The sequence below is a fragment of the Halomonas sp. AOP13-D3-9 genome, from assembly GCF_052379125.1.
Taxonomy (GTDB): Bacteria; Pseudomonadota; Gammaproteobacteria; order Pseudomonadales; family Halomonadaceae; genus Vreelandella.
The window spans coordinates 18,818-42,856 of record NZ_JBQSYH010000005.1 but is presented as its reverse complement, the minus strand read 5'-3'; the positions used below and the strand labels follow the sequence as shown (position 1 = coordinate 42,856).

Here is a 24,039-nt window from a genome sequence, read left to right as displayed (position 1 = left end):
ACCTGTTAAAAAGTCAGTACTTTTGTACAGTTAATCACTCTTGACAAGGTCACGTATTCTGTCAAGACACACTTGATTTAAATTACTCGCATCAATGATAGATGAAGACTCTGTATAACACCGTAACTCAGGTGCATTACCTGATGGACGTATATGAACAACATCTTTTGACTCAAAGCTTACTCTCAAGCCATCTTTCAAATCTACTTGTTCAATGCTGCCCAGCTTGGCCAAATGAAGGTCTTCTATTAACTTATGTGGTTGTGCTTTCCAATCTTCCATTGTGGCTATCACCTTGTTCATATCCACACCCTGGATACGATCACTAAAGGTATAGCGATCAGGTAGAGAGGCAAATAAGCTTGATAAGGGCACACTTTGGCGAACAGCGGCTGCAAGTACGGCAAGTACTGGCAATAGTGCATCGCGAGTTGGTAATTCATCAATTAAGAAACCACCATTAGCTTCAAAACCCGCGATACTTGCATAGCGACTGGCTAGTGCCTGCATTCCCTCAATAACATAGGGTGAACCTATCCGAGTACGCAGTACCTCTTTAAAGCAACCGCTTAGCTCGATAGCCGTATTGCAGCTTACCGGAATAGCTAAGGCCTCTATTCCAAGCTCTTTAGCACAGATCAAACCCAGCAGGTCGCCACGCATCCACTCGCCTTTTTCATCAGCCACCAAGGGCCTATCGCCATCGCCATCCGTTGAAAAAATAGCATCCAATTGGTACTTTTTAGACCATTCTCTTCCACGCTGTTGGTCTTCTACAGAAACCGCTTCCGTGTCGATAGGTACAAACGACTCCGTACGGCCCAGTGAAATAACCTCTGCGCCTAACTGTTGGAGTATTTGGGTATTCAGCTCGCGACCTGCCGCTGAGTGCTCATATAAACCAATTCGCCAGCCTTGCAAGAAACTAGCAGGAAAATAGTCCAGGCAGCGTGCTATATATTGGAGCGCGGCTGCATTGGAAGCGTTAGGCAAGCTTGGCGTAAAAGATGGCAAAGCGACCTTCGCTTGGACAATTGCCAACTCATCTGACTTTGTTATTTCACCATCAGGGCGATAAAACTTGATGCCATTGCGATCAAAAGGGATATGACTGCCCGTAATCATAATCGCGGGCATACCTGCACCCATAGCACTTAGCGCCAATGCAGGAGTAGGCAATACACCAAAATACTCTACTTGAAAACCCAGCGCTTCAGCCGCCCCTGCACAAGCAGCGGCCATTTTTGGGCTACTAGGGCGCCGGTCAATAGCCAGTGCGACTTGCTTGGTCGTAAACTTGCCTTTCAGACTGTCTAGAAACCCCACTGTGAATGCGGCACACGCCTCATCGGTCAACTGCTCAACAAGACCGCGAGCGCCACTAGTACCAAACGAAATACCACTGTCATTAATTATTTCAGCGACTGTTTTAGGTCTAGACATCAGCAACTCCACCACGAATAATTTTATAACCGGAATCATTAAAAGCGTATCTATAGATACCGATTATCTTGTTTATATTACCTTGCCTATATAGATAGACGTAACACAACCAGTATCAATATGCGTTTTTAAGCACGGCCATATCGATCTTCAAATCGCACGATATCGTCTTCCCCAAGGTAGGGGCCGCTTTGCACTTCGATAAGTTCTAGTGGAATTTTACCGGGATTTTCCAACGCATGAACGCTACCAACAGGAATATAGATAGATTGGTTCTCCGTCAGCATTTGAGTTTTTTCATCAATGGTGACATTAGCGGTTCCCGAGACAACGACCCAGTGTTCCGAGCGGTGATGGTGCATTTGCACTGACAGTTTAGCGCCGGGTTTTACTGTGATGCGCTTAACCTGATAACGACTGCCATTATCAATAGCGTCATATTTACCCCAAGGGCGGTAGGCTTCACGGTGCAAACGATACTCACTGCGGCCAGCAGCTTTTAATTCGTTAACAATGGCTTTAACATTTTGCACTTGGTCTTTAGCAGCAACTAAAATAGCATCTTTAGTTTGTACAATTACTAAGTCTTGCACGCCCACGGTTGTAACTAAGGAATTTTCTGCCCTTACATAAGTATTGCTACTCTGATGCTGAATGACATCACCCTGGCTAATATTGCCGTTTACATCTTTATCGGCTAACTCCCATAGAGCCGACCATGACCCCACATCACTCCAGCCGGCATCTAGAGGAATAACCATAGCGCGATCAGTATGCTCCATAACGGCATAATCAACTGACTCCGCAGGGCAAGCCTTAAAAGCGGCTTCATCAACACGAATAAAATCGAGATCCGGTTGAGTGTTCTGCATTGCCGCCTGGCAAGCGTGCATAATATCCGGACGGTGTGCCTCTAGTTCCTGTAGGTAGCGGTCTGCCCGAAACAGAAACATACCGCTATTCCAGTAATACTCACCGCTGGCAACATAGGACTCTGCCGTGGAAGCATCCGGCTTTTCAACAAATTGAGCAACGGCAAAGGCATCACCCTGCTGCTCGCCCCGGCGGATATACCCATAGCCGGTTTCAGGGTGATTTGGCACGATACCAAAAGTAAGCAGCTCACCCTGTTCTGCAAAAGGTGTGGCAGCTTCTACCGCCTGCTGAAAAACAGCGGCATCAGTGATTGAATGGTCCGCGGCAAGTACTAATAGCAGTGCATCACTATCGCTAAGCAGGGCTGTTTGCGCCGCTAAAGCGATAGCGGGAGCAGTATTACGCCCTACCGGCTCTAAAATGATGTTGTGATCTAAAAGGTTAATTTGGCGTAACTGTTCGGCAGCAAGAAAGCGATGCTCCTCATTGCATATCAAGATGGGGGCTGCGGTTTCCAATCCACTTAAGCGCGTTAACGTATCTTGTAACAGTGTTTCTTCACCAACCAATGGCAAAAACTGTTTCGGATAAAGCTCACGAGACATTGGCCATAAGCGTGTACCACTACCACCGGCCATCACTACAGGATAGATCATAATTCACCTTTCAAAGTCAGTAACTGTCGAAGATAATCTTGCGTATATGGATGAACCGATGATGAAGACAGCGCCTCATTAATGTCCCACCACAAAACGTTACTATGTTGGTCGGGCGTCAGAGAAACTGAACGAGGGGGTCTCTCAAGAGTGAAAGCCAATGCAACATAATGAGTTGATGGGGCTACACCAAACACACTATCTGAATAAAAATGCTCATAAACGCCCAATGAACTGGCTTGATGCCGACTGTATTGTATGCCAAGTTCTTCCATTGCAAGGCGCACGAAGGCTCCATCCAATGTTTCATTTTTACGAACGCGGCCACCCGGTACAAACCAATAGCCTTGGGCAGGACGATTTGTTCTTTTCCCTAAAAGCACTTTACCTTTATACACAACAATGAGGTCAATTGAGACAAGTGGAGCATGCTCAATCACCTGAAAAAAATCTTTTGCAGGTAATAAGCCTACACTACCTTCATCACAGGGTTTCATAATAAAAAATGAGCCTTAAAGCACTATATATTCAAGCATTAAGCCGTTAGCGAAATTAGGCAGAGAGTTTATCAATGACACTTTTAAGTAGCTCTATCTCAGCACCTAAAGGCAATTGATGATTACCAACAAAAAGACCGTACTGGTCAATATACTCTGCGGCTTCTAGGCTTCCACTCACCTCATAATCAAAAAACTTGAGTACTTCTTTATTTTTAAGGAAGTTACCCGTGACAATCGGACGACACTCAATTCCTGCTATTTGGAAAGCCGCGACTAAATCATGACGGCTAAAAGGAGCGTTTTCCTTTATTACCAAGGAGAAGCCAAACCAACTGCTACTACCCACTTCTTGCTGAATTTGAATATATGGGTGGTCATTGAAAAGCTGGCAGAAAATTTCAGCATTTTCACGCCTCACCTTAATAAAGTCAGGTAACTTTTTAAGCTGTTCGATACCAATAGCACCACTCATTTCAAGAGGACGCACATTATAGCCTGGCAACACAAATTTAAATGCTTCCTCAAACGCATCATCGCTCTTGGTACCTGTTACCAGATTTTCTTTGGGTAAATTACGTGTCCAGCCGTGTGCGCGAATACTCAGTAAAATGTGGTACAGCTCTTGGTCATCGGTAACGATGCAACCACCTTCCATTGTGGCAATGTGGTGGGAGAAAAAAGAGCTAAACGTTCCCATCAAGCCGAAACTTCCTGTTTTTTTATTGTTAAACTCCGCTCCCATCGACTCGCAATTATCTTCAAGAATAACGATGTCCTTGCCATCGACCATACGCTGTATAGCATCGAAGTCATTTGGGTTGCCTAGAAGGTTAACCAACAAAATCGCTTTGGTATCTTCAGTAATCGCGGCTTCGAGCTTATCCAAATCGATATTCAATGTATCACGGTCGATATCGACAAATTTTACTTTCAGACCGTATTGCTGAAGGGGAAAGTAGGTCGTTGACCAAGACACAGCGGGAACAATAACTTCATCGCCACGCTTTAATTTTGGATGCTTGGTAAAAAAAAGTGCCGCAATCATTAACAAATTGGCTGTGGAGCCAGAACTTACCATCAGTGCATATTTAGAGCCAAAAAAATCAGCAAACTGTTGTTCATAGGCTGCAACATGTTTCCCCATTGTATACATGTCTGAATCTACAACGCTTTGTATAGCATTGCGCTCTTTCTCATCCCACGTGCTAGAAGCCAGTGCATACTTAATCATTTAGAACATCCTCAATAAAGTAACGATAGGTTTTTTCAATGCCGTCTACCAATGTATTATCCGCTTTCCAACCCAAGCTATTGGCGACACTACTGTCAATCAGTTTTTGGCGCATGCCCACTGGCCGGGTCAAATCGTGGACAAACTCACCTTGATAACCGATCACATCAGCAACAGCCTTATAATACTGATTAATTGAGTAGTCCCTACCCAAACCTACGTTCATTAATTCAGGCACTTCAGTTTGTTGTGCCATTTTTTCAATAATAAGGAAGATGAAATCAGCTAAATCTTGAGCGTACATAAACTCACGACGTGCTTCACCATCACCCCATATTTCAACCTCTTGACTACCAGCAACTTTCGCCTCATGAACCTTGCGGATGACCGCAGGAATCATGTGAGAGTTAGCAGGATCAAACTTGTCGTAACGACCGTACAAGTTACTAGGGATAAGAGTACAGAACTGGGCATCTTTATCAGTTCGCGATATATACTCACAAAGCCTTGTAGCAGTAATTTTCGCTAACGCATAACCCTCATTAGTAGGCTCCAACTCCCCCTTAAGGATATCATCCTCTTGCAAAGGGTTGGCTGCAGCACGGGGATACATGCACGAGCTGGCTAAATTGAGCAAATGCTTAATACCAGCCTCATGAGCTGAATTAATCACATTGACGCCCATTAGGGTATTGTCAACTAAAAACCCAACGGGATTCGCCATATTAGCTTGAATACCACCGACACGCCCTGCTGCATGAATCACACAATCAGGCTGATGCTGCTTATAAAATGCACGTACAGCCTGTAAGTCGAGTAAATTAAGCTCCTTACTGCTGGGCGTTATGAACTCATGATTTTCAGCAGCCGGGTGTTCAAGAATATTCTTACCCACCATGCCTGAACTGCCGGTTAGCAGAATTTTCATTGCCAGCAACCCTTATTCAGTGGATACGGAAACGTGGTGACCATGGCTTTTAAGCAGCGCATGGCGCTTCGCCTGGTCGAGATCATAAGCGACCATTTCTGCACACATTTCTTGCGTCGTAATTTCCGGCACCCAGCCAAGTTTTTGCTTGGCATAAGATGGATCACCTAGCAAGGTTTCCACTTCCGTTGGACGGAAGTAACGCGGGTCAACCCGAACCAGCACATCACCCACATTAACGGAAGGCGCATTATCACCTTTGACGTCAACTACGACAGCTGTTTCGTCAACCCCTTCGCCCTCAAAGCGAAGTGTGATACCCAACTCTTCTGCTGACCACTGAATAAATTGACGCACGGAGTACTGCTTACCCGTCGCGATGACAAAATCTTCCGGCTGCTCTTGCTGAAGCATCATCCATTGCATACGTACGTAATCTTTGGCGTGGCCCCAATCACGAAGTGCATCCATATTGCCCATATAAAGGCACTTCTCTAGCCCTTGGGAGATATTCGCCATACCACGGGTAATTTTACGCGTGACAAAGGTTTCACCACGACGCGGACTTTCATGATTAAACAGCACACCATTACAAGCATACATACCGTAAGCTTCACGATAATTGACCGTGATCCAGTAAGCATACATCTTGGCAACCGCATACGGCGAGCGCGGATAAAACGGTGTGGTTTCCTTCTGAGGAATTTCTTGTACCAAACCATATAGCTCAGAGGTAGAAGCTTGATAAAACTTAGTGGTCTTTTCTAACCCACAGATACGGATAGCTTCTAGCAGCCGCAGCGTGCCCATGGCATCAACGTCTGCAGTGTACTCAGGCGACTCAAATGAAACCGCCACATGCGATTGCGCACCCAGGTTATACACTTCATCAGGCTGGATTTCCTGCACCAACCGAATCAGATTGGTTGAATCCGTTAGATCGCCATAATGGAGAATAAAATGCTGGTTCTCGACATGCGGATCTTCATAAATATGATCGACCCGCTGGGTATTAAACGAAGAACTACGGCGTTTAATACCGTGAACTTCATACCCTTTTTCGAGCAGAAACTCCGCTAAGTAAGAACCGTCCTGACCTGTTACACCAGTAATTAATGCCTTTTTCATAACAACTCCTTCTTCCCTTATTTAGTGTCATTAAGTAATTGATAGATTTTTGCTGCTGCGGGTTTATCTAAATAATCATTCAATGTAGAAGCATCAAATATTTTACGAAAAATGAAAGAACTATGTTTAGTAGAAGAATTATTTTTTACAAAATTATTAAAAGCAGATTTCTTACATATTACCTTTTCCATCTCAGACTCAGCTTCATCGACAAGCCCTTTCTTATAGTTGTGCCAAGCATTTAAAAATGGAAACAACAAATTATCCGGATCATTTTTTTTTGCAATATTAATCAAAGCAGAATGCTTTTCATCTTCGAAAATGTCCATACCAACTATTAAAGCAGATTTGCATGCAAATCCAATCTGTTCATTTGAAACACCTTCAAGGCGATCATGATTAATCAAATATTTATCAAAAATATCAGCAATTTGACATTTGCTGTAATTATTCCCTGGCACGACATGAACTGCATTACTAATCAATGAAGCTACTATTGCAAAACCACTACTACCAGCATAGATAGTGCTACATTGAGACATTAATGTTATATCAAAAAAGGCTTGCTCAGTTCTACTCATGTTGCGGGGAGCCAAATCCATGGCTAATGTAACATTTGGCATCTTAGAAAGAGCTCTTAATAAATCAACATCTTGCCCAAAAACGAGGATTTTATTACCAGTCTTATTCGCATCATCAATTATTTTTAATGCTACTGGATAAGATATAGATTTACTTACGGTGCTACAATTTTGGCTTAGAGGGCCATAAACAACATCACCTGCACGTAAGTGAAGTGCAACAAAATCGTTATCAATTTTTAGTTCATAAGCTTTATTTATAGCCAACTCAATAGACTTAGAGAAACCGATAGAATGAAAAGATTTTTTTAGCTCTTGTTGAAAAACAAAAAATTCACTTTTATCTTTAAAAGCATTTTTCTGTATTTTTTGATTACAAAAGTATATACCATCATCTTTTGTTATCAGAAAATTTTCAACTAATTGTCCGTTTTTAATGGCAGAGGGCTCGACATAATGCTTCTCGATAAAATCATTACCAAATACTTTATCAACAAAGTCAACCCCATGTCCCAACCTGTTATACTTTTCGTTATTCCAGCAAAATTTGAACTGGGCGTCATATACTTCTGCTAGAGCAAAGGCATTTAAAATAGCTCTTAAACGCTCACCAAGCCCATCCTCTCTTTTAGATACAAAAACTAATTTTTTATTCATAATAGATTCCTATAGTTTAAAAATAAAAAATATTTCATACAAGCTAAATTCAAAATTAGCGGTTCAGGAAATTATATCTATAAAAACTATTCACTTTTCCTGGTGAGCAGCTTATAAATTTCGGCTGTAGCAGGTTTATTACGATAGCTCTCGATAACAGAAGCTTTAAACAACTTACTAAACACAGAAGCTTTAACAGGTGTACTAAAATTAGAATAAACAAACTTTTGAAATTTTTCATCATCGCAAAAAACAATTGATTTCATTTTTTTCTCCGCATCATTCTCATGACCTATCTTGTAGCTATTCCATGCATCGAAAAAAGCAAATGCCATATTATCAGGATCAGCTTTCTTTCCATAATCAGTCATCTCCATGTATAGTTTATTATCTAAAATATCATTACCAATGACTAATGCTGATTTACATGCGAAGCTTTTCTGTTGATTAGACACCCCATTATAAAATTTATTTTTTTTAATCTCATCAGTAATAATATTAACAGTTTCTGTGTCACTAAATAATTTTTCTGGCCGTATATGGTCAATATTTCCAATAATACTAGCCAAAACTGCAAACCCACTACTACCAGCATAGATTTTCCTGCACCGCGACATCAATATCATGTCAAAAAATGCCGCCTCGACCTCGCCAAAGCTTGAAGGCATTAAACAATGGGCCGAAATAACTCTAGGCTGATTAGCCAACATTTCAATTAATTCGACGTCTTGACCAAAAACCAAGACATCCGCACCTGTTCTAGCAACATCTTCAATAATTTTTAAAGCAACGGGATAAGAGATAGCTTTACTAACAAAGCTAACACTTTGTTGGTAGTTACCATAAACAAGATCACCGGCACGAAGGTGGAGAGCAACACAATTATTGCTGAATTCGACATGATAAGCTGACTCAATTGCTTTTTTTACAGAGTCAGAAAAGTCAATCTTTTGAAAAGCCTTACCGAGTTCACTTCGGTAATAGAAATAATCATCTGGATAATTTTTAAAAATCCTCTTTGATATATTTTGATCGCAAAAATATGTGCCATCTATTTTATTTATATAAAAGTTATCGACTAATTGAAATTTATTTAAATCTTTAGCCGGTATATGATGATTGTTAATAAATTCACCACTAAAAACATCAGTTAGTTTACCAGAACCATGATCTTTTGAGCTATCCTTCCAATTAAATTTAAAGTCTGCGTTATTAACCTGACTCAATGCAATGGCATTAAGCATAGCTCTTAAACGCTCACCAAGCCCGTCCTGTCTTTTTGATATAAAGCATGTATTCTTAGTCATGGCTAACTTTCCACTAAAGCAACGAATAAATGAAACAAAATGAAGTATTACTGAATTAATTAAAAGATAACATATCAATTATTTTATTAAAAACGTATTCATTTTCAGCTTTACCATGCCCACCCTCATCTTCAAAAATAATTTCATGTAAACGTTGCCCTCCGCCTACACGTTTAATTTCATCAAAAAATGGAATTTTATGGTTTTCAATATGAAAGGAATCCTGTAAATTTTGAGCATAAATTATATTCTTATCTTTTAAAGATTCACACAATTTTAGTAAATTTGTTCTATCGCTATGCTCGAAAAAAACATTTTCTGGACTTTCGTTAGAAAAAAGCTCTCTCAGAAAGTCTCTAACTTTAGATTTATGATATTTTTCAATATTAGTTTGCGGATTAATAGCTACAGCAGTTGCTTCTTCAAAAAATAGCAAAAATCTTATTGCTGCAAATCCACCACCACTAGAACCATAAGAAACAACATCTTTATAATCAATATTATAAAGAACACATACTTTTTTAACTATATTAGCAATGCCATGCATTGGATCTAATTCATTGTTACCTACGTACCAAGCCAAGCCTAAATTATTTGACATATTAAGCGATGGATCAGAAATGTATAAACAATTTCCTGGGAAAGACGGAGCCCAGCTCCACCGCTGGTATACAGGAGGTTCATTTTTTTCCCTTAAAATATCTCCAGAAAATAAAACAAATAACTTACCCCCTTTATTTTTTGGCGACCATAAAAAATCATACTGCAAACCATTTTCACTCAAAGAATATTGACAGGGTGTGTCTGCCAATTTTTCTTCATTAAAATATTTAAAAGGCATAGATTGAATATCTTTAGCACTAACCTTGCCTGCATACTTTGGAATAGGCATGACATGTCCTTAAATTTGCATTTATAGTATAGGTTAAAACTAGCAACAATGATTCATGAGATTAAACAATTAATTCCCATTTAGTCAGGTTATAAAAATCAGGATAACTATCTAATGGATAATTGATTAGATCCCTCTCTGTGACTTTATAAGTCTTAGATTTAACCACTTGACCAGCTACTACAGGCTCTACACTACCTCGCTGTAACAGCTCAAAGTAAAGATTACAAAGTGGTTCAGGAACTTTATGGAAGCTTGGCCAGTGAAATAAAGCGACTTTCCGTTTCGACTGGTTCCGAATAAGTTCAGCAGCCTTTTGGCAGTCTTCTAAACGAGAAAAATCACCAGCAATAACGATGTCAAATATTAAAGCTTCATTTGAATTTTCAAACATACTTCGGGGCGCAGGAAATGGACGTTGTGTATTTTTACTGTCTATACGCAAATGCTTTTGAGTAGCATGCCACCACCTACAAATTTCACGGTAGATATGACGTAAACCAAAATAAACGGTTCGCACATGGGTAGCTTTGGTGCGTGTGAGTGAAGATTCTTCATCCAACGCAAATGCTAATGGAGTATCAGCATATATTTTTGCAAGTGATGCTTCACCATAATGTGCTTGCATACGCCAAATATACTCAGTATCACCACCAATGCGAACATGATCCCAACCACCCAGCGTTTCTAGCACTTCCCTGCGGAACATAAAAGAAGACTGACTCCAGTGGATTAAGCATTTTACTGGACGCCAGTTTTGCGTGAACGCTAAATTATCTACAGCCCGGATCCAATGGGCAGAACAGCCCATAACTTTAGCATTTTCATTTAAATATGCTACCTGAGATGCAATTTTCTGGGGGTGCGACCAATCATCGCTATCATGGGTAGTGACAAAATCACCGGTAACATAGTTTAACCCAAAATTACGCGCAGCATATGCGCCACCATTTTTAGGGGGCTGCACTGCCTTAACTCTTTCATCCTGTTTTTCTATTGCTTTCAATACTTCAAATGTATTGTCTGGGGAGCAGTCATCTACCGCGATAATTTCAATATTTTCATAGCTTTGAGCTAATAATGAATCAATGGCTATACGGACTTGCTCACCAGCGCTGTAAATAGGCATAACAATAGATACTTTATTAGCTCCTTTTATTTTAGCCAATGGCAAACCTACCACATTAGAAAATGAAAGAGGCTTGTTTTTATCTTTACGTTCAATGCCAGAAAAGCCATGTATAGCAAAAGCATGATTAATAGTCTCGATACGTTGTGTATCATCACCTATTGTATTCGCTAGTGCAAAACGGGCGTCTGCATCATTAGGATTCGCTGCAATATAGCTAGTTAACGTTTCGTAGGCTTCTTGTTTTTTTTCTAAAGCTAATAGGCAAAATGTTTTTAAATATACGGTCTCTTTTCTTATTTTGCTCACAGTAGGTATTGCTTGCATCTCGTTAGCATGTGCTAGAGCTTTATCTATATCACCACAAAAAAAGTCCCACCGTGCTGTTTGCCATAACGCTGCCCAACGTAGTGAACCATCAGCGTTTTTATCTTCATACATTTTTCGAAACGCATCAAGTGCCGCCTTAGAATGACCACTCCACAGCTGGAGAGCTAGTTGCGCCGTTTCATTTTTTTCTTTTCCTTTAATCTGATAACCTTTTTCCTTACCTTCGTAAAGATAATGAAGTAATGGTATATCATTAGTTTGGTTTTTTAATATATTATTTTCGAAGTAAAAATTATTATCAAAGCGTTTGCAAGGGTTAAGGCCAATTCGCCAACCTACTGCTAAGTAATGAAGAACTGGATCCACCTTATTGGGTATCCATACGGAATACTCAACAAGGTACCATTTACCATTTACCAATTTCGATTTTTTAACAAGAGAGATGTCTTTTTCCAATGTGTCAGCTCTTAGCACTTTCAACACTTCTTTAAGGAGTGTTTCAGCAGTATTCTTACTTTCAATCATGCGCAAAACAAGCGCTAAGTTCACATAATACTGTTTAAAGTCAGGTTGACTTTTAATTGCCTTCACATAACAGGAAGCTGCCTGTTCGAATTTTTTCTGTCGATAAAATTCATTTCCTTGCTTAAAGTCCATAACCTATCCAAGCCCCCTAGTTTAAAATTGAGTTTAAATTGATGCACTAAATCTTTAATAAAAAAGCCTTAAGGACTTTTGTTTTTATGGTTCCAGTTAAAAAAAAGGCTCCACCCAACTCGAAACGGCTCTCTTGATATATTATTTTTTTCAACTGACACATCAGACAAAAGATCATCATAATTATGGAAACTTATGTTACTAAAAGCTGAATTCTTAAATTCAACTACTAAATTACCATTTTCCGAACTTTCAATTTCCGGATGGTTAATCCACTCCGTTATTACCTTTTCAATTTTATCTAAATTCCCTTCTATTAAATCACTTCTACAGATTTTATCCGTTAGCAATGCATAGCTTGTCTTTACAATAAAATCAGAAGTATACTGAGGCTCATTAAGCCCCACTTCAGTTAACACATTGCTTTCCCAGGACAGACAGTAACCGTCATTAATTTCTTGTAACGCAATATTTTGAAATATGCATAATGGCATCAACTCCTTACCGCTGCATTCCAATATTTTAGGTATCAGGAATGATGAGTGGTTATCGGGAATACCTTTAACACCTTGGCTAGAATAGGGAACAGGCAAATATGGACTATGGTCATAATATTTATCTCCATTGATTAACGGAATATTAAATATGGCTTCACCGTTTCGCCATGTTAGTACTGCCTGTTGGCTATCACCTTGTTTTCCCTTACTAAACCAAGTAAGCGTTGCTTTTGGTAATTCGCTTAACCACTGCTGATACGAGCTATCATCACATTGATCAGGATGAAATCCTAACTTACTCCAAACTTGGTGAGTAAAAATATGCTGGTGCATTAAGCTAAAATTTTCACCTAAGATACGATGTTTACCGCGATATTTGTCCGTTACTCGTCCATTTTCCCAAAGGTTGACGCTGCCACGCTTTTCATCCCACCAATAGGTTAAGAATTTCTTTGTAGTCAAACAGCAAAAATGATATGCCATTGCTTGTTCTTCTTGACTAATAACGTCAAACCATGCTGCTGCCGAAAGAATTTCGAGAAAGGCAGTATCGCCGTAAGCCCCAATACTTCGGCCATATTGAAAACCGTCACCCTGCTGATTGAGATTTACCAGCACATAATTAGCTGAATTTTTTAACCAGTTCTTCATCCGATCGGGTAACGGTAACCTTGCTTCCCTAAACCTGTGGGCGATTTCTGCGATTAGCAGAAATGAGTATCGATCATATCTCCCCTTGCCTTGGGTTTCATCTGCAAAACCAAACTCACCTGCAGCAGCTCGATAGTGATCGGCTATTTTTTCCAATAGAGCATCTGAATACTCTGGCCCTTCCCAACCCAGTTCATAACGATGATAGGCAATGCTGTATGCGACACCGTAAAAATTGATAGGTTTATTCTTTAGCGTATAATCTTCTTTATTTACAAAGCTTCGCCAATCTAACTGCTTTTTGAGTATTACTATTTTTTCTTCACTCACGCATTTTTCAAGCACGTTGGCTTGCTTAAGCATGCACAACGCTCGCAAGTAAAAATCAATACCCCAGGTTTGCACCTTAATGTTTTGCGTCCACTCTGCAATCTGATGAAATGCCTGGCAACGCTCAAGCGTTAGAGCTTCGCCTGCAGGATGCTCTGTGATCCAATACGCTAGAGCAAGCGCAAGTTTGCCTGGTAAAAAGGGGTCGTTTTGCTCGAAAACAGCTACACCATCCAGTGACATATCATAGTTTTCTGAGACCACTTGCTGTAGAAGCTGATTAAGCTTTTTCAATAATGAGTGTATTAATGGATAGCTGTTACCATCATCATAACTCAGAGCTGACTGTACAGGCTGGCTTTGTGCTAGCAACAAACTCCAACCATCAATTTGGTCTGTCATTGTACCTAACTGCATCGACTGATGAGCCAGACGTATCGGCATTATCAACCTTGAGTCCGTACCTGGAGTACCTAAACCAATGGAATGCCCAAAATGGTCAGTTGCCCTATGTACATCGTTTAATGTTAGCGACGCTCGACCCAAAGCATTATATGCACCAGAGGCTAATATACGTATACAGAGTTCCTGACCGGCACCCCATTCGCGTGCCTGCTGTACATACCGTTTGGCTTGATCACTGTTTCCTGATTGCAAATGTGCAACTGCAACAATAAGTGCTAACTGAGTTTTTGCCTCTACTTGCTCTATATCCTGAAGAGAAAGGGACTGTAAGCTGATCCAATCCCCAAACTGCCATTGTGTTTGTTGTGCCGCGGGCAATGCTGGCTCACTTTGAAATACGCGTAGTTTGGAGGATTGAAGTTGATCTTCCTTTTCTTTATTGGCGTTACGAATATTATTAACCATCTAGCATTAGCCCTTTGATCATTTCTACATGGGCTTCTGCTTTAATAAGCTCGTTGTGCAACTGGTTCTGACGGTGATGTAACTGTTGGTTTTCACGTTGTATTTTTTGATTTTCGCGCTGCAGTGCATGCACCTGCTGCTGGCGATCCAAGGCCTGTTCAGCATAGCGATCACGTTCAACCTGTATATTTTCTAAGCCATGAAGATGCTCTAGCTGTTGATTAAGCTCACTACACTCCTTTTGCAACTTTTCCACTTCTCGCTGACTTTCAACACACTTATTTTTTATACCTTCAAGCTCTTTCTTAATTTTTTGATGATCATCGCTAAGTGATGAATGCTCACCTTTAAGCTTTTTAAGCTGTGTTTCTGAGTTAATTGCTAGCGTTGCTTTTTCAGCTAGTTCAGTATTTATTTTTTTATACTTCTCTTGGAGCGTTGTCGCAGCTTCCTCAGCTGTAGCCAATTGTTTTTTTAACTCGTCGCGACGTTTCTTCAGGTGGTTACATTCTTCTTTCAAGGGGTCATATGCTTTCTTTAATTCGTCAAATTGCTGCGTTAACTCAAGATGCATGTCATTAAGGGCCTTATGATCTAATTGTATTTTATTCAACTGCTCAGAGTTTTTTTCATTTAACTGCTTATACTTCTCTAGCGATATAGAATTTTTCTCACAATTTTCCATTAACTCAGAAGTATTTTCCTGAGCAATTTCTAGTTGTTTTTTTAGCTCTGTCCGACGCTTTTTAAGCTCACTACATTCTTGCTTTAACGGTTCATACGCTTCTTTTAATTTCTCATGATCACTCTTGACTTTACTGCATGTTGAATTCAGCACTTCATTCTCAGCTTGCATTTTTTCTAACTTACTAACACTTTCAGCCGCCTGCTTTTTATACGTTTCAAGGGAGGTCAAAGATTTTGCGTAGTTCTCTTTTACAACTGGTAGCTCTTTGAGAACTTCATCCAGCTGTTTTTTCAAACTATCGCGCTCGGCTTTTAGGCTCGCGACATCAGCTTTTGCAGTTTTTAGTTTTGAGTACAACTTGGCCCGCTTAAAGCATAGTAGTGAAAATTCTGGATCTAAACTTTTAGCTATTTCTTGCTCATCTTTTATTTCGAAGCCTTGCTTTTCACACCACGCTATTAACTCATGATGTGTTGGCATACCCTCGTATAAGCTAGTTGGGCTTGAGCGCACGTACAGTGTTTCAAGCGCTTCAAGAAGGCCTTCTGTCTCCCAAGACTCCAGTAAAGCAAGCGCCTGTTCGGGCTGTTCCAGTATCAACTGCTGCATCCCTTCAAGAGACCTGTTTTTCCCCTCAAGCAGTTGCTTCAATGTTTGCGTTTCAACTTTACTTTTCTTTTTTAGACGTAACCCTGGGTAAAGTTCTTTTAAACCCGTTGCTGGCGATAGACTGTTAAATTCAGCTAAATTATAAACGTAGTAGAGCTGTTTACCGCTACTAAGGTTTAAATTAGCATCAATATGCTCGATATGTTCTTGGTTAACAGGCTCTAAATCTGAATAAACTGTGCTTATGATTACACTAGTCAGCAACGTTTGTTCAATCAGCTCTTTACTCTCATCACGAAGCGGGCCAATAAGCACTAAAAAAGGCATATGTGTACTGGTCATCATAGGCTCTCCTGCTTCGTGATACGTTCCTCGAATACACCATAGCGTAAATAATGAACCAGTGGATGCTGGCCCGATATTGCAACATCATTATTATTGGCTAGATAGCTTTCTGTATCAAAATGAATACTAGGGTTTCGCCCTTCTAATGCTCCATACTTGATAAAGTGCTCAGCTGGATTTACATTCGCTTCTGCAATATCTTTATACTGCTCTTTATACCAATCAGCATCAAAATACTCACTTGATTCTAATAATCTTACTAACTCTGGCAGCATTTTTTTGTAAGTTTTACTGTAGCGATAAGCAACCACTACATGGCGATATGCATTTGCACGTAGCCATGTAATAACACTTTGTAGGTAGTGCATCTCTTGTTGATGCTTGAGATCGTGAGCTTTTAATTCTTCTTCAAGTCTTATAATTTCAGCTGTTTGAGCATTTTTTTGTTGAAAATATCTCTTTTCGAGTGATTCTTGAGCACTGTGTAACTGCTCCAATAGCAGGTCTTTCTCTTTTCTCAACTGTGAAACCTGCTTAACAATTTGAAGTTCTTTTTGCTCCGCTCCCCTTTTCACTTTTTGCAGCTGAACTTTTAACTGTTTCTTATGCTTGCTCTCATTTTCATATTGTTGTTGTAGATGCTGCAGTTTCTTCTCTGTATCTTGCAACGTGTTTGCTACGTTTTGATACTTATTTTTTTCTTCTAGTAAAAAAAGCTGTTGCTCTTTTAACTGTCGCTCATAGTGGTCGATCTTGCCTTCATTTTCTTTCGCAAGAAGAGTGACTGCCTCCAAATTTTCTTGGGCTGAGTGCAACTGATCCAGCAGCAATTGATACTCTTGCCGACTTAGATCTAATTGTTTTTCTAGTTTATAACTTTCTTCTTTTCCACGCTGTAAAGATACGCTCGTTTTCTGATGTTGATCTTTTTCATCCGTTAGCGCGATGCGATAGGTGTCACGTTGCTGATACGCTTTTGTCAGTGCAGCTTCATCGCTCTTATGACGCCGCTCGGCGGCTTCAAGCGACTCTTGCACTGTATGCAACTGAGCCGTTAATAGCTCCTGTTCATGATGATCACGCTCGACCTGCTTGGTCAGGGTTTGAATTTTACTCTCAGCACTCTGCAAGGATGCTCTTGCTTGCTGATGTTGGGCTTTTTCATCCGTTAACGCTCTGCTATGCACGTCACGTTGTTCATACGCTTTTTTGAGTGCAGCTTCATCGCTCTTATGACGTCGCTCGGCGGCTTCAAGTGATTCTTGAACCGTATGCAGCTCAGCCGTTAATAGCTCTTGTTCATGATGATCACGCTCGACCTGCTTGGTCAGGGTTTGAATTTTACTCTCAGCACTCTGCAAGGATGTCTTTGTTTGCTGGTGTTGGGCTTTTTCATCCGTTAGCGCGCTGCTATGCGCGTCACGTTGTTCATACGCTTTTTTAAGTGCAATTTCATCGCTCTTATGATGCCGCTCGGCGGCTTCAAGTGATTCTTGAACCGTATGTAGCTCAGCCGTTAATAGCTCTTGTTCATGATGATCACGCTCGACCTGCTTGGTCAGGGTTTGAATTTTACTCTCAGCACTCTGCAAGGACGTCTTTGTTTGCTGATGTTGGGCTTTTTCATCCGTTAGCGCGCTGCTATGCGCGTCACGTTGTTCATACGCTTTTTTAAGTGCAATTTCATCGCTCTTATGACGTCGCTCGGCGGCTTCAAGTGATTCTTGAACCGTATGCAGCTCAGCCGTTAATAGCTCTTGTTCATGATGATCATGCTCGACCTGCTTGGTCAGGGTTTGAATTTTACTCTCAGCACTCTGCAAGGACGTCTTTGTTTGCTGATGTTGGGCTTTTTCATCCGTTAGCGCGCTGCTATGGGTATCTCGCTCCTCGGTGAGGACAGTAATCGATTTTTCCGCTTCCTTTAATTTTTCTACCGCTGCTTTATGTGCAGATTCACTTTTTTTTTCTCGAGCTATCGCTTTTTCATTCTCAGACTCAAGCTGCTGTATGCTCTCTAAAATATCTAGCGATAGCGATGAAGGTTGTTGGTTAGAGAAGCTGCATGCCTCGCTACTTGCGTTTAAATAAGCTAATGTTTGTTGTAGTGGCTGATGATTACTAACTATTTGCTCTGCAGTTAGTTTATACAGTGGAAAAATAGCCGTCTTTGGCTGAATAAAACTCTCGATATCCACTACTTTGGTGCTTGCTATTTCTTCTAACTGCTCACCAGGCGCGGCTCCCAACATGGTCACTTGGCGGCGGTAGCTGCGGAATAATCCAAGTGCTGGTTTGGCAATTTCCTGCCATTGTTTAATTGCACCTTCTGGTTTTTCACCATGCGTTAGACAAGCAGCAACGTATGCATTTGGCTGAAGCCATACTAGTATCACTTGATGTTCAGCATTTTGGGCTAACCACGTTTCGAGTGGCTCTCTGGCCTCGCTAAGTGTTTCCAGTGCCAGGGAACCTCCTTGTTTCAGCGCTTCTGAATCTTTTGTCAGCATTGGCAAGGTTAGCGGTGCCTTTTCAGATGGCTTTAATTTACTACCGTCACGCTCAAAAACGTGCCATCCCAAGTAGATCACCAGAGGCATTATGTATTAGCTCCTTACTGTATTCAAATAGCTGTTAATTTTTTTGCTTAAGGATAACTGTCTTCATTTTCATCACTTGTAGGCGTCATATACTGTTACGCTGTTGAATGAAATTTCTCTGGCACCTTGACACGGATAAAGTGCGGCTTTGTTCCTTTGTTAGATAGCTATTTTAATGAAACCATGGTGAACGCAATTTTATTCTAAAGCCATTATCATTAAAACATTGCAACTAGAATTAAATTTTTTAGTACGACACAGCACCGTGAGTAGATTTACACTAATTTTAAAATAAAAATAGCTACTTCAATGTGTCTAAATTATTTCGCGCGTCTTTGGCTCTGCTGCCTGCTTCATTTACGGCCTTTTTCGCAACGGCAATTGCTGCTTTGTCGTCCTGCACTTTTGCATCGGAGAGCGCCTCTTGGGCCACTTTTAAATCAGCGTGACACGCTTGTAAATATTTACGGGCGCCTACTAGGTCTTTTGGCAGTTCAGCGTTGCGTTTCTTTTCATCAACGTCTGAGTGGTAAGCGGCAATAGCTGCATTGATATCGTCGTACCAGTAGGCGTTACCGCTTTTAAGGTAGACTCCCGCCTGGCAAAAGTCTTTCAGAATGCCTTCAGAATGAGACACCATAATTAGCGAGGCGACGCCCACTTTGGAATTAAATAGCTCTTTGGCTTTTGCCTTAAAGGCCCGGTCACCCACGGCGGTTGCTTCGTCCGAGATGTAAACATCAAAGTCAAAGGCGAGTGAAAGGCCGAACGAGATCCGCGATTTCATACCCGATGAATAAGTGCGAATTGGTTCATCGAAGGCGGGGCCTATTTCTGCAAAGTCTTCTACAAATTTGATGACTCGTTTAACCTCTTCAGAGCCACTGCCTTGTACGCGCGCAACAAATTTTACGTTCTGCCGACCAGTCATATTGCCTTGCATACCACCAGATAGGCCGACAGGCCAAGAAACACGGCTATAGCGAATCACTTCACCGCGGTCGGGTTTATCCATACCAGCAACCAAACGTAAAAGCGTAGATTTACCCGCACCGTTGGCACCAATCAGGCCCACACTAACGCCCTGAGGAAAGCTCAAATTAATGTCTTTCAATACCCAGTCACTGCCATGGTGATTGTGATAGCGCTTGAATAGGTTATTGATTTCAATCATTTTTTTAATTCGTGAATGGTGAATAGAAAATTCTTGAGGGCTCAGAATTCGCCGTCTCTTTAGGTGTTTGATTAAGCCACCGAGCTGGGCTGAGATTTGCTGAATGTTATTTATGATCGAAGATACATCATCTAGATAGTTCAGGCGGTTTGCTATGAGTAGCTGTGTTGCTAGCTCGCTCAACGAACCTTGGTATATGTAAAGGAAGCGGATAAATTCTTGCGTGCTACCTCTTGCGGCGCCTTCGGCGATATTGCTTGGAATTGAAATAGTAGCTCTACGTAACTGAACTGTAAGTCCATATTTCTCATCATCGGGGAATTCTGCAGTTACTTGATAGGATAGCTCTACCAGATCCATGGCTTGCTGCCAAACCCTTAGCTCCTGATGCTTCCTGATGACTCCAACTCACCACTCACCACTCACCACTCACCACTCACCACCCTAACTTCTTTGCCTTTTCGGGCATACATGGCCTCAAGTTCAACTTTAAGCGCGGCGCGGGCGGCTTGTTCTCCGTGTACTAGGCGAATGGTATGGGGCCAGCTGCGCATGCGTTTAACAAAGTTAATCAGGTTTTTTTGATCTGCGTGAGCGGAATAACCGCTGATGGTGGAAACACCTGCTTTGATATCAATGCGTTGGCCGTCTATGGCTACCCAGCCTCCCTGCGGGCCGTATTGTTGAATATCTCGCCCTGGCGTGCCTGCCCCTTGGTAGCCCACAAAGAGCACTTGGTGGCGTTCATCGCTTAGCATGGCTTTGAGGTAGTTCATAATGCGCCCGCCTGCGCACATGCCACTGGCAGCAATAACAATGGCGGGGCGACCTGTTTTAGCCAGATAAGCAACGGTTTGCTCATGTTCTGCGTGACTGTCCACAGTATACAGGCTGGCAAAGTTTAGCGGGTGGCGCCCACTACGCAGACGACGCTGCGCTTCTTTATCCCAATAGGGTTTTAGCTCGCGGTAAACGTGAGTGAAGCGTGCGGCTAGCGGCGAGTCTACAATGATTTCCAGTGACTTCCACTGCGCTGAGCGCGCTTGGTAAATAATGGTTTCTAATTCATAAAGTAGTTCTTGTGTTCGGCCAATACTGAACGCTGGTACCATCACCGTGCCACCGTTGGCTAGTGCTTGCTCCACGGCGGCTTTTAAAGTAGCACGTCGCTGGCGGCGGTCTGGATGTCGACGGTTTCCGTAAGTGCTTTCAAGTACTAGTTGATTGCAGCCGAAGGGAGATTGCGGCGCAGGTAACAGTGGTGCATAGGGAGCGCCTAGATCGCCAGAAAATACGATACGCTCTTTTTCGCTGGTCTTAGCGTCTTGGTAACTCACCTCTACGTAGCTGGAGCCGAGAATATGTCCTGCCCGTTTTAGTTTTACGCGGGTAATGCCGACTGCTTCACTTGACTCTTTCCCGGCTTTATCGCCGTAGTGGTCGCTTACTACTTTATGCCATTCGCCGTAAGGCACGCTAACAATCTGCTTTTCAAGCTGCGCTTGAAAACGTTCAATTAGTTGAGCATTACGGGTAAAACCGACTTTTAGCGCGTCTTCTATCACTAGCGGTAGGAGTTTGGCTGTGGGGATCGAGCAGATAATGGGCCCGGTGAACCCAGCGGCCAGCAGGTAGGGTAGCCTACCTACGTGGTCGATGTGTACGTGGGTGATAATGAGCGCTTTAACCGTGCTGATATCGAATTCAATCTGCAGTTGTTCGAAGCTATCTTCCAAGGCATCTTCGCCTTGAAAGAGACCGCAATCCACCAGCAGCGATTCGTGGCGGTTGAGCAGCAATTGGTGGCAGCTACCGGTAACGCCAGTGGCGCCGCCGTGATGAATGATGTCGGGCATGTTGTGAGTAGTGAGTGGCGAGTGGCGAGTGGCACTATTCACCATACCAAGCTTAATCGCGGTGATCTTTGATGATCATGATCAGCATGCTAAGGATAAACGCGAGAAAGATCGTGATAATGGCGAATACGCTGCTGTTATAGAGCCTGTCAGGTTTTGTGGGATATTCTGGCATTAACGGGCTTTGCAGCACGCTGATTTGCTTTAGCTGACGTGCGGCTTCAAGCCGTGTGTTCTCAAGCGCGGCTAGAGCACTGGAGTAGGTTTCTTGCGCAAACTGCGCTTGCAGTTCAAGGGTTTCATATTCAGCTGAAACACTGTTTAGCGAGTCACCCGATGCCTGGGCTATCCGATCTCGCTGCTCAACAATTTGATCGCGTAGCGCGGTAATATTACGCTCCACTTGGCGCAACTCAGGAGATTGAGCGCTTTGAAAACTGGAAAGTGCGTTGCGCTGAGCTTGCAAGCGGGCTAAATCTGCTTCTAGCGTAGACACTACTTGGTTAATGCTCGTTACAGTATCTGTTGGCGACACCAACCCATACTCATTTTGATACTCTAGTAATGCTTTACGTGTTTCGGTAAAGCGTTCATCGAGGCGCACCATTTGCTGCTCTAGAAAATTTACCTGCTCTTCAGCCAGCCTGTGCCCCATTTCATTCATATGCTCTTCACCTTCTTCTAGCAGCAAAGTTGTCATTTGGTGGGCGAATTCAGGCGTATAACCCTGTACATAGATATTTAACACGCCAGCGTACTCATCAAGCTCTACTTCTACCCGACGCAGGTAGTATTTATGCAGATCTTCGATAGGGGCATCGCGGTCGCCAAGTTTGGCAAAAAAATCACCGTGTTCCGTATAATGTTGGCGGATATTGAGTTCTTCATCTAGACGACGCAGCATATCCACAGAGAGTAAGTGCTCACGTAGCAACAGTAGATCGTGAGTATTACCGCTTCCTCCTCCGCCTATTAGTGAAGACAAACTAAACTCTGGTGAAGCAACTTGAGGGCTTTCAAGTACAAATGTCGCACGAGAAACGTAACGCTCTTCAGCCCAAACGAACCAATAGAATGAAACCACTGCAATTGCAATCAATGCCACGACCCAGTGCGGCGACTTTTTAACAAAACGGGGTAAAGAACGTTGCATGGATTATTTTGCCTTTAAACGATCAGAAAAGCGTAGGTGCATTAAAAGCCCCAGGGCAATGAGTGTGAATGTAAACAGCCAAAAATAGAGCATACTAGTACCATGGACTACTTGGTAATTTTCGAAAAAACCAAGGCGTAGTGTTTCTAAACCATGAGGAATAGGATTAAGCATTAAGTATTCAAGCAGCCAGTGCGGCATTGTATTTAACGGAAAAATAACCCCGGATAAAATCATTAGAGGGAGTGATATCATACGAATGATTTTACCTATTTCTGGCACTAACGTCGCGGCCACCGAAACCACCAACCCAAGGCCTAAACCCAAGCTCCATAGTGAAAGCCATCCCCCTATAGCGCGAATAGCGTTGTCTGGGTACATTTCTAGGCCTAACATCAAGCCACCGCCGATAAAAATCAGAAAGACAAAACTGCGTAGCATGCCTTCCAGAAAGTTACGTACTAGGACGGGATCTACTGGACTCACCTGACGGTAGGCAAACAGTGCTTTGTTGCCATCAATGGCGCCCATTCCTCGTTGCATACCCTCACGCACCAGGAAGAAGCCCATCAAGCCTGTTATTAACCAGGGAATAAAGGGTGCGTTTACAATGAGAGCACCACCGCCGCGTATGAAACTGCGGATAGCCACCATAATCCCCACTAGCGCAACGGGCTCAAAAATCATCCAGAACCAGCCCATGCGGTCAGCCATGGTGCGTGAAATAGCTTCGCGCATAAACATGGCGTACCACACGCTGCGCGTCACCTGCCACGGCGTGCGCGCACGTCGCGGCCCGCTGTTTACGTTATCCATAACACTACTTCTATAGAGAAATACAAAGTGTGTTCCTGCGTCGCTTCACTCAATTTTGGAGGTGAGCTATGAATCATGAGTTGAAAATAGAACCACGATTCACGATTCACTATTAACGACTCACTACTCCCCCCA

The 24,039-nt window shown here is 42.2% G+C and carries 17 protein-coding genes; all 17 read right to left on the bottom strand.

What is annotated here, in order from left to right; translation table 11 throughout:
- Nucleotides 1–30: 30 nt before the first annotated feature.
- The 17 genes from ACT3UM_RS06785 to ACT3UM_RS06705 all read right to left on the bottom strand — a co-directional run bounded on the left by ACT3UM_RS06785 (nucleotide 31) and on the right by ACT3UM_RS06705 (nucleotide 23,904).
- Nucleotides 31–1,443 carry a phosphomannomutase gene (locus ACT3UM_RS06785; protein WP_498897283.1) on the bottom strand — a complete coding sequence of 471 codons (1,413 nt, stop codon included), beginning with the start codon at nucleotides 1,441–1,443 and terminating at the stop codon, nucleotides 31–33.
- A gap of 128 nt (nucleotides 1,444–1,571) precedes the next feature.
- Nucleotides 1,572–2,975, bottom strand: a complete 1,404-nt coding sequence (locus ACT3UM_RS06780; protein ID WP_498897281.1) for a mannose-1-phosphate guanylyltransferase/mannose-6-phosphate isomerase — start codon at nucleotides 2,973–2,975, stop codon at nucleotides 1,572–1,574.
- Entirely contained in the window at nucleotides 2,972–3,472 is a 501-nt protein-coding gene (locus ACT3UM_RS06775) for a GDP-mannose mannosyl hydrolase (protein ID WP_498897279.1), read from the bottom strand. Before ACT3UM_RS06775 ends, ACT3UM_RS06780 begins: the two co-directional genes overlap by 4 nt.
- A gap of 55 nt (nucleotides 3,473–3,527) precedes the next feature.
- Complete coding sequence (locus tag ACT3UM_RS06770) at nucleotides 3,528–4,706, bottom strand: DegT/DnrJ/EryC1/StrS family aminotransferase (protein WP_498897277.1); 1,179 nt, start codon at nucleotides 4,704–4,706, stop codon at nucleotides 3,528–3,530.
- A complete protein-coding gene (locus tag ACT3UM_RS06765) occupies nucleotides 4,699–5,634 on the bottom strand; it encodes a GDP-L-fucose synthase family protein (protein ID WP_498897275.1) in 936 nt (311 codons plus the stop codon). Before ACT3UM_RS06765 ends, ACT3UM_RS06770 begins: the two co-directional genes overlap by 8 nt.
- 12 nt (nucleotides 5,635–5,646) lie before the next feature.
- Nucleotides 5,647–6,762, bottom strand: coding sequence for a GDP-mannose 4,6-dehydratase (gene gmd, locus ACT3UM_RS06760; RefSeq protein ID WP_498897273.1), 1,116 nt, complete (start codon nucleotides 6,760–6,762; stop codon nucleotides 5,647–5,649).
- Between the two features lie 17 nt (nucleotides 6,763–6,779).
- Nucleotides 6,780–8,000 carry a hypothetical protein gene (locus tag ACT3UM_RS06755; protein WP_498897271.1) on the bottom strand — a complete coding sequence of 407 codons (1,221 nt, stop codon included), beginning with the start codon at nucleotides 7,998–8,000 and terminating at the stop codon, nucleotides 6,780–6,782.
- An 86-nt stretch (nucleotides 8,001–8,086) separates the two neighbouring features.
- On the bottom strand, nucleotides 8,087–9,307 hold the full coding sequence (locus ACT3UM_RS06750; protein ID WP_498897269.1) for an O-fucosyltransferase family protein: 1,221 nt from the start codon (nucleotides 9,305–9,307) through the stop codon (nucleotides 8,087–8,089).
- A gap of 55 nt (nucleotides 9,308–9,362) precedes the next feature.
- The gene (locus ACT3UM_RS06745) at nucleotides 9,363–10,199 is read right to left on the bottom strand and encodes an alpha/beta hydrolase (protein WP_498897267.1); all 837 of its coding nucleotides are present in this window, start codon (nucleotides 10,197–10,199) and stop codon (nucleotides 9,363–9,365) included.
- A gap of 61 nt (nucleotides 10,200–10,260) precedes the next feature.
- Nucleotides 10,261–12,315 (bottom strand): glycosyltransferase, encoded by a 2,055-nt coding sequence (locus ACT3UM_RS06740; protein WP_498897265.1) that lies wholly within the window; start codon nucleotides 12,313–12,315, stop codon nucleotides 10,261–10,263.
- Nucleotides 12,316–12,383: 68 nt separating this feature from the next.
- Nucleotides 12,384–14,663, bottom strand: a complete 2,280-nt coding sequence (locus ACT3UM_RS06735) for a hypothetical protein (RefSeq protein ID WP_498897263.1) — start codon at nucleotides 14,661–14,663, stop codon at nucleotides 12,384–12,386.
- Nucleotides 14,656–16,305, bottom strand: coding sequence for a hypothetical protein (locus tag ACT3UM_RS06730; RefSeq protein WP_498897261.1), 1,650 nt, complete (start codon nucleotides 16,303–16,305; stop codon nucleotides 14,656–14,658). The genes ACT3UM_RS06735 and ACT3UM_RS06730 overlap by 8 nt, the downstream gene beginning before the upstream one ends.
- Nucleotides 16,302–18,905, bottom strand: a complete 2,604-nt coding sequence (locus ACT3UM_RS06725; RefSeq protein WP_498897259.1) for a hypothetical protein — start codon at nucleotides 18,903–18,905, stop codon at nucleotides 16,302–16,304. The genes ACT3UM_RS06730 and ACT3UM_RS06725 overlap by 4 nt, the downstream gene beginning before the upstream one ends.
- Before the next feature lie 301 nt (nucleotides 18,906–19,206).
- The gene (locus ACT3UM_RS06720; RefSeq protein ID WP_498897656.1) at nucleotides 19,207–20,478 is read right to left on the bottom strand and encodes a four helix bundle protein; all 1,272 of its coding nucleotides are present in this window, start codon (nucleotides 20,476–20,478) and stop codon (nucleotides 19,207–19,209) included.
- A gap of 23 nt (nucleotides 20,479–20,501) precedes the next feature.
- Complete coding sequence (locus ACT3UM_RS06715; RefSeq protein ID WP_498897654.1) at nucleotides 20,502–21,935, bottom strand: MBL fold metallo-hydrolase RNA specificity domain-containing protein; 1,434 nt, start codon at nucleotides 21,933–21,935, stop codon at nucleotides 20,502–20,504.
- Nucleotides 21,936–21,987: 52 nt separating this feature from the next.
- Nucleotides 21,988–23,088: a KpsE/RkpR family capsule polysaccharide export protein gene (locus ACT3UM_RS06710; protein WP_498897257.1), complete on the bottom strand. Its 1,101-nt coding sequence runs from the start codon at nucleotides 23,086–23,088 to the stop codon at nucleotides 21,988–21,990.
- Between the two features lie 3 nt (nucleotides 23,089–23,091).
- A complete protein-coding gene (locus ACT3UM_RS06705; protein ID WP_498897255.1) occupies nucleotides 23,092–23,904 on the bottom strand; it encodes an ABC transporter permease in 813 nt (270 codons plus the stop codon).
- Nucleotides 23,905–24,039 lie beyond the last annotated feature (135 nt).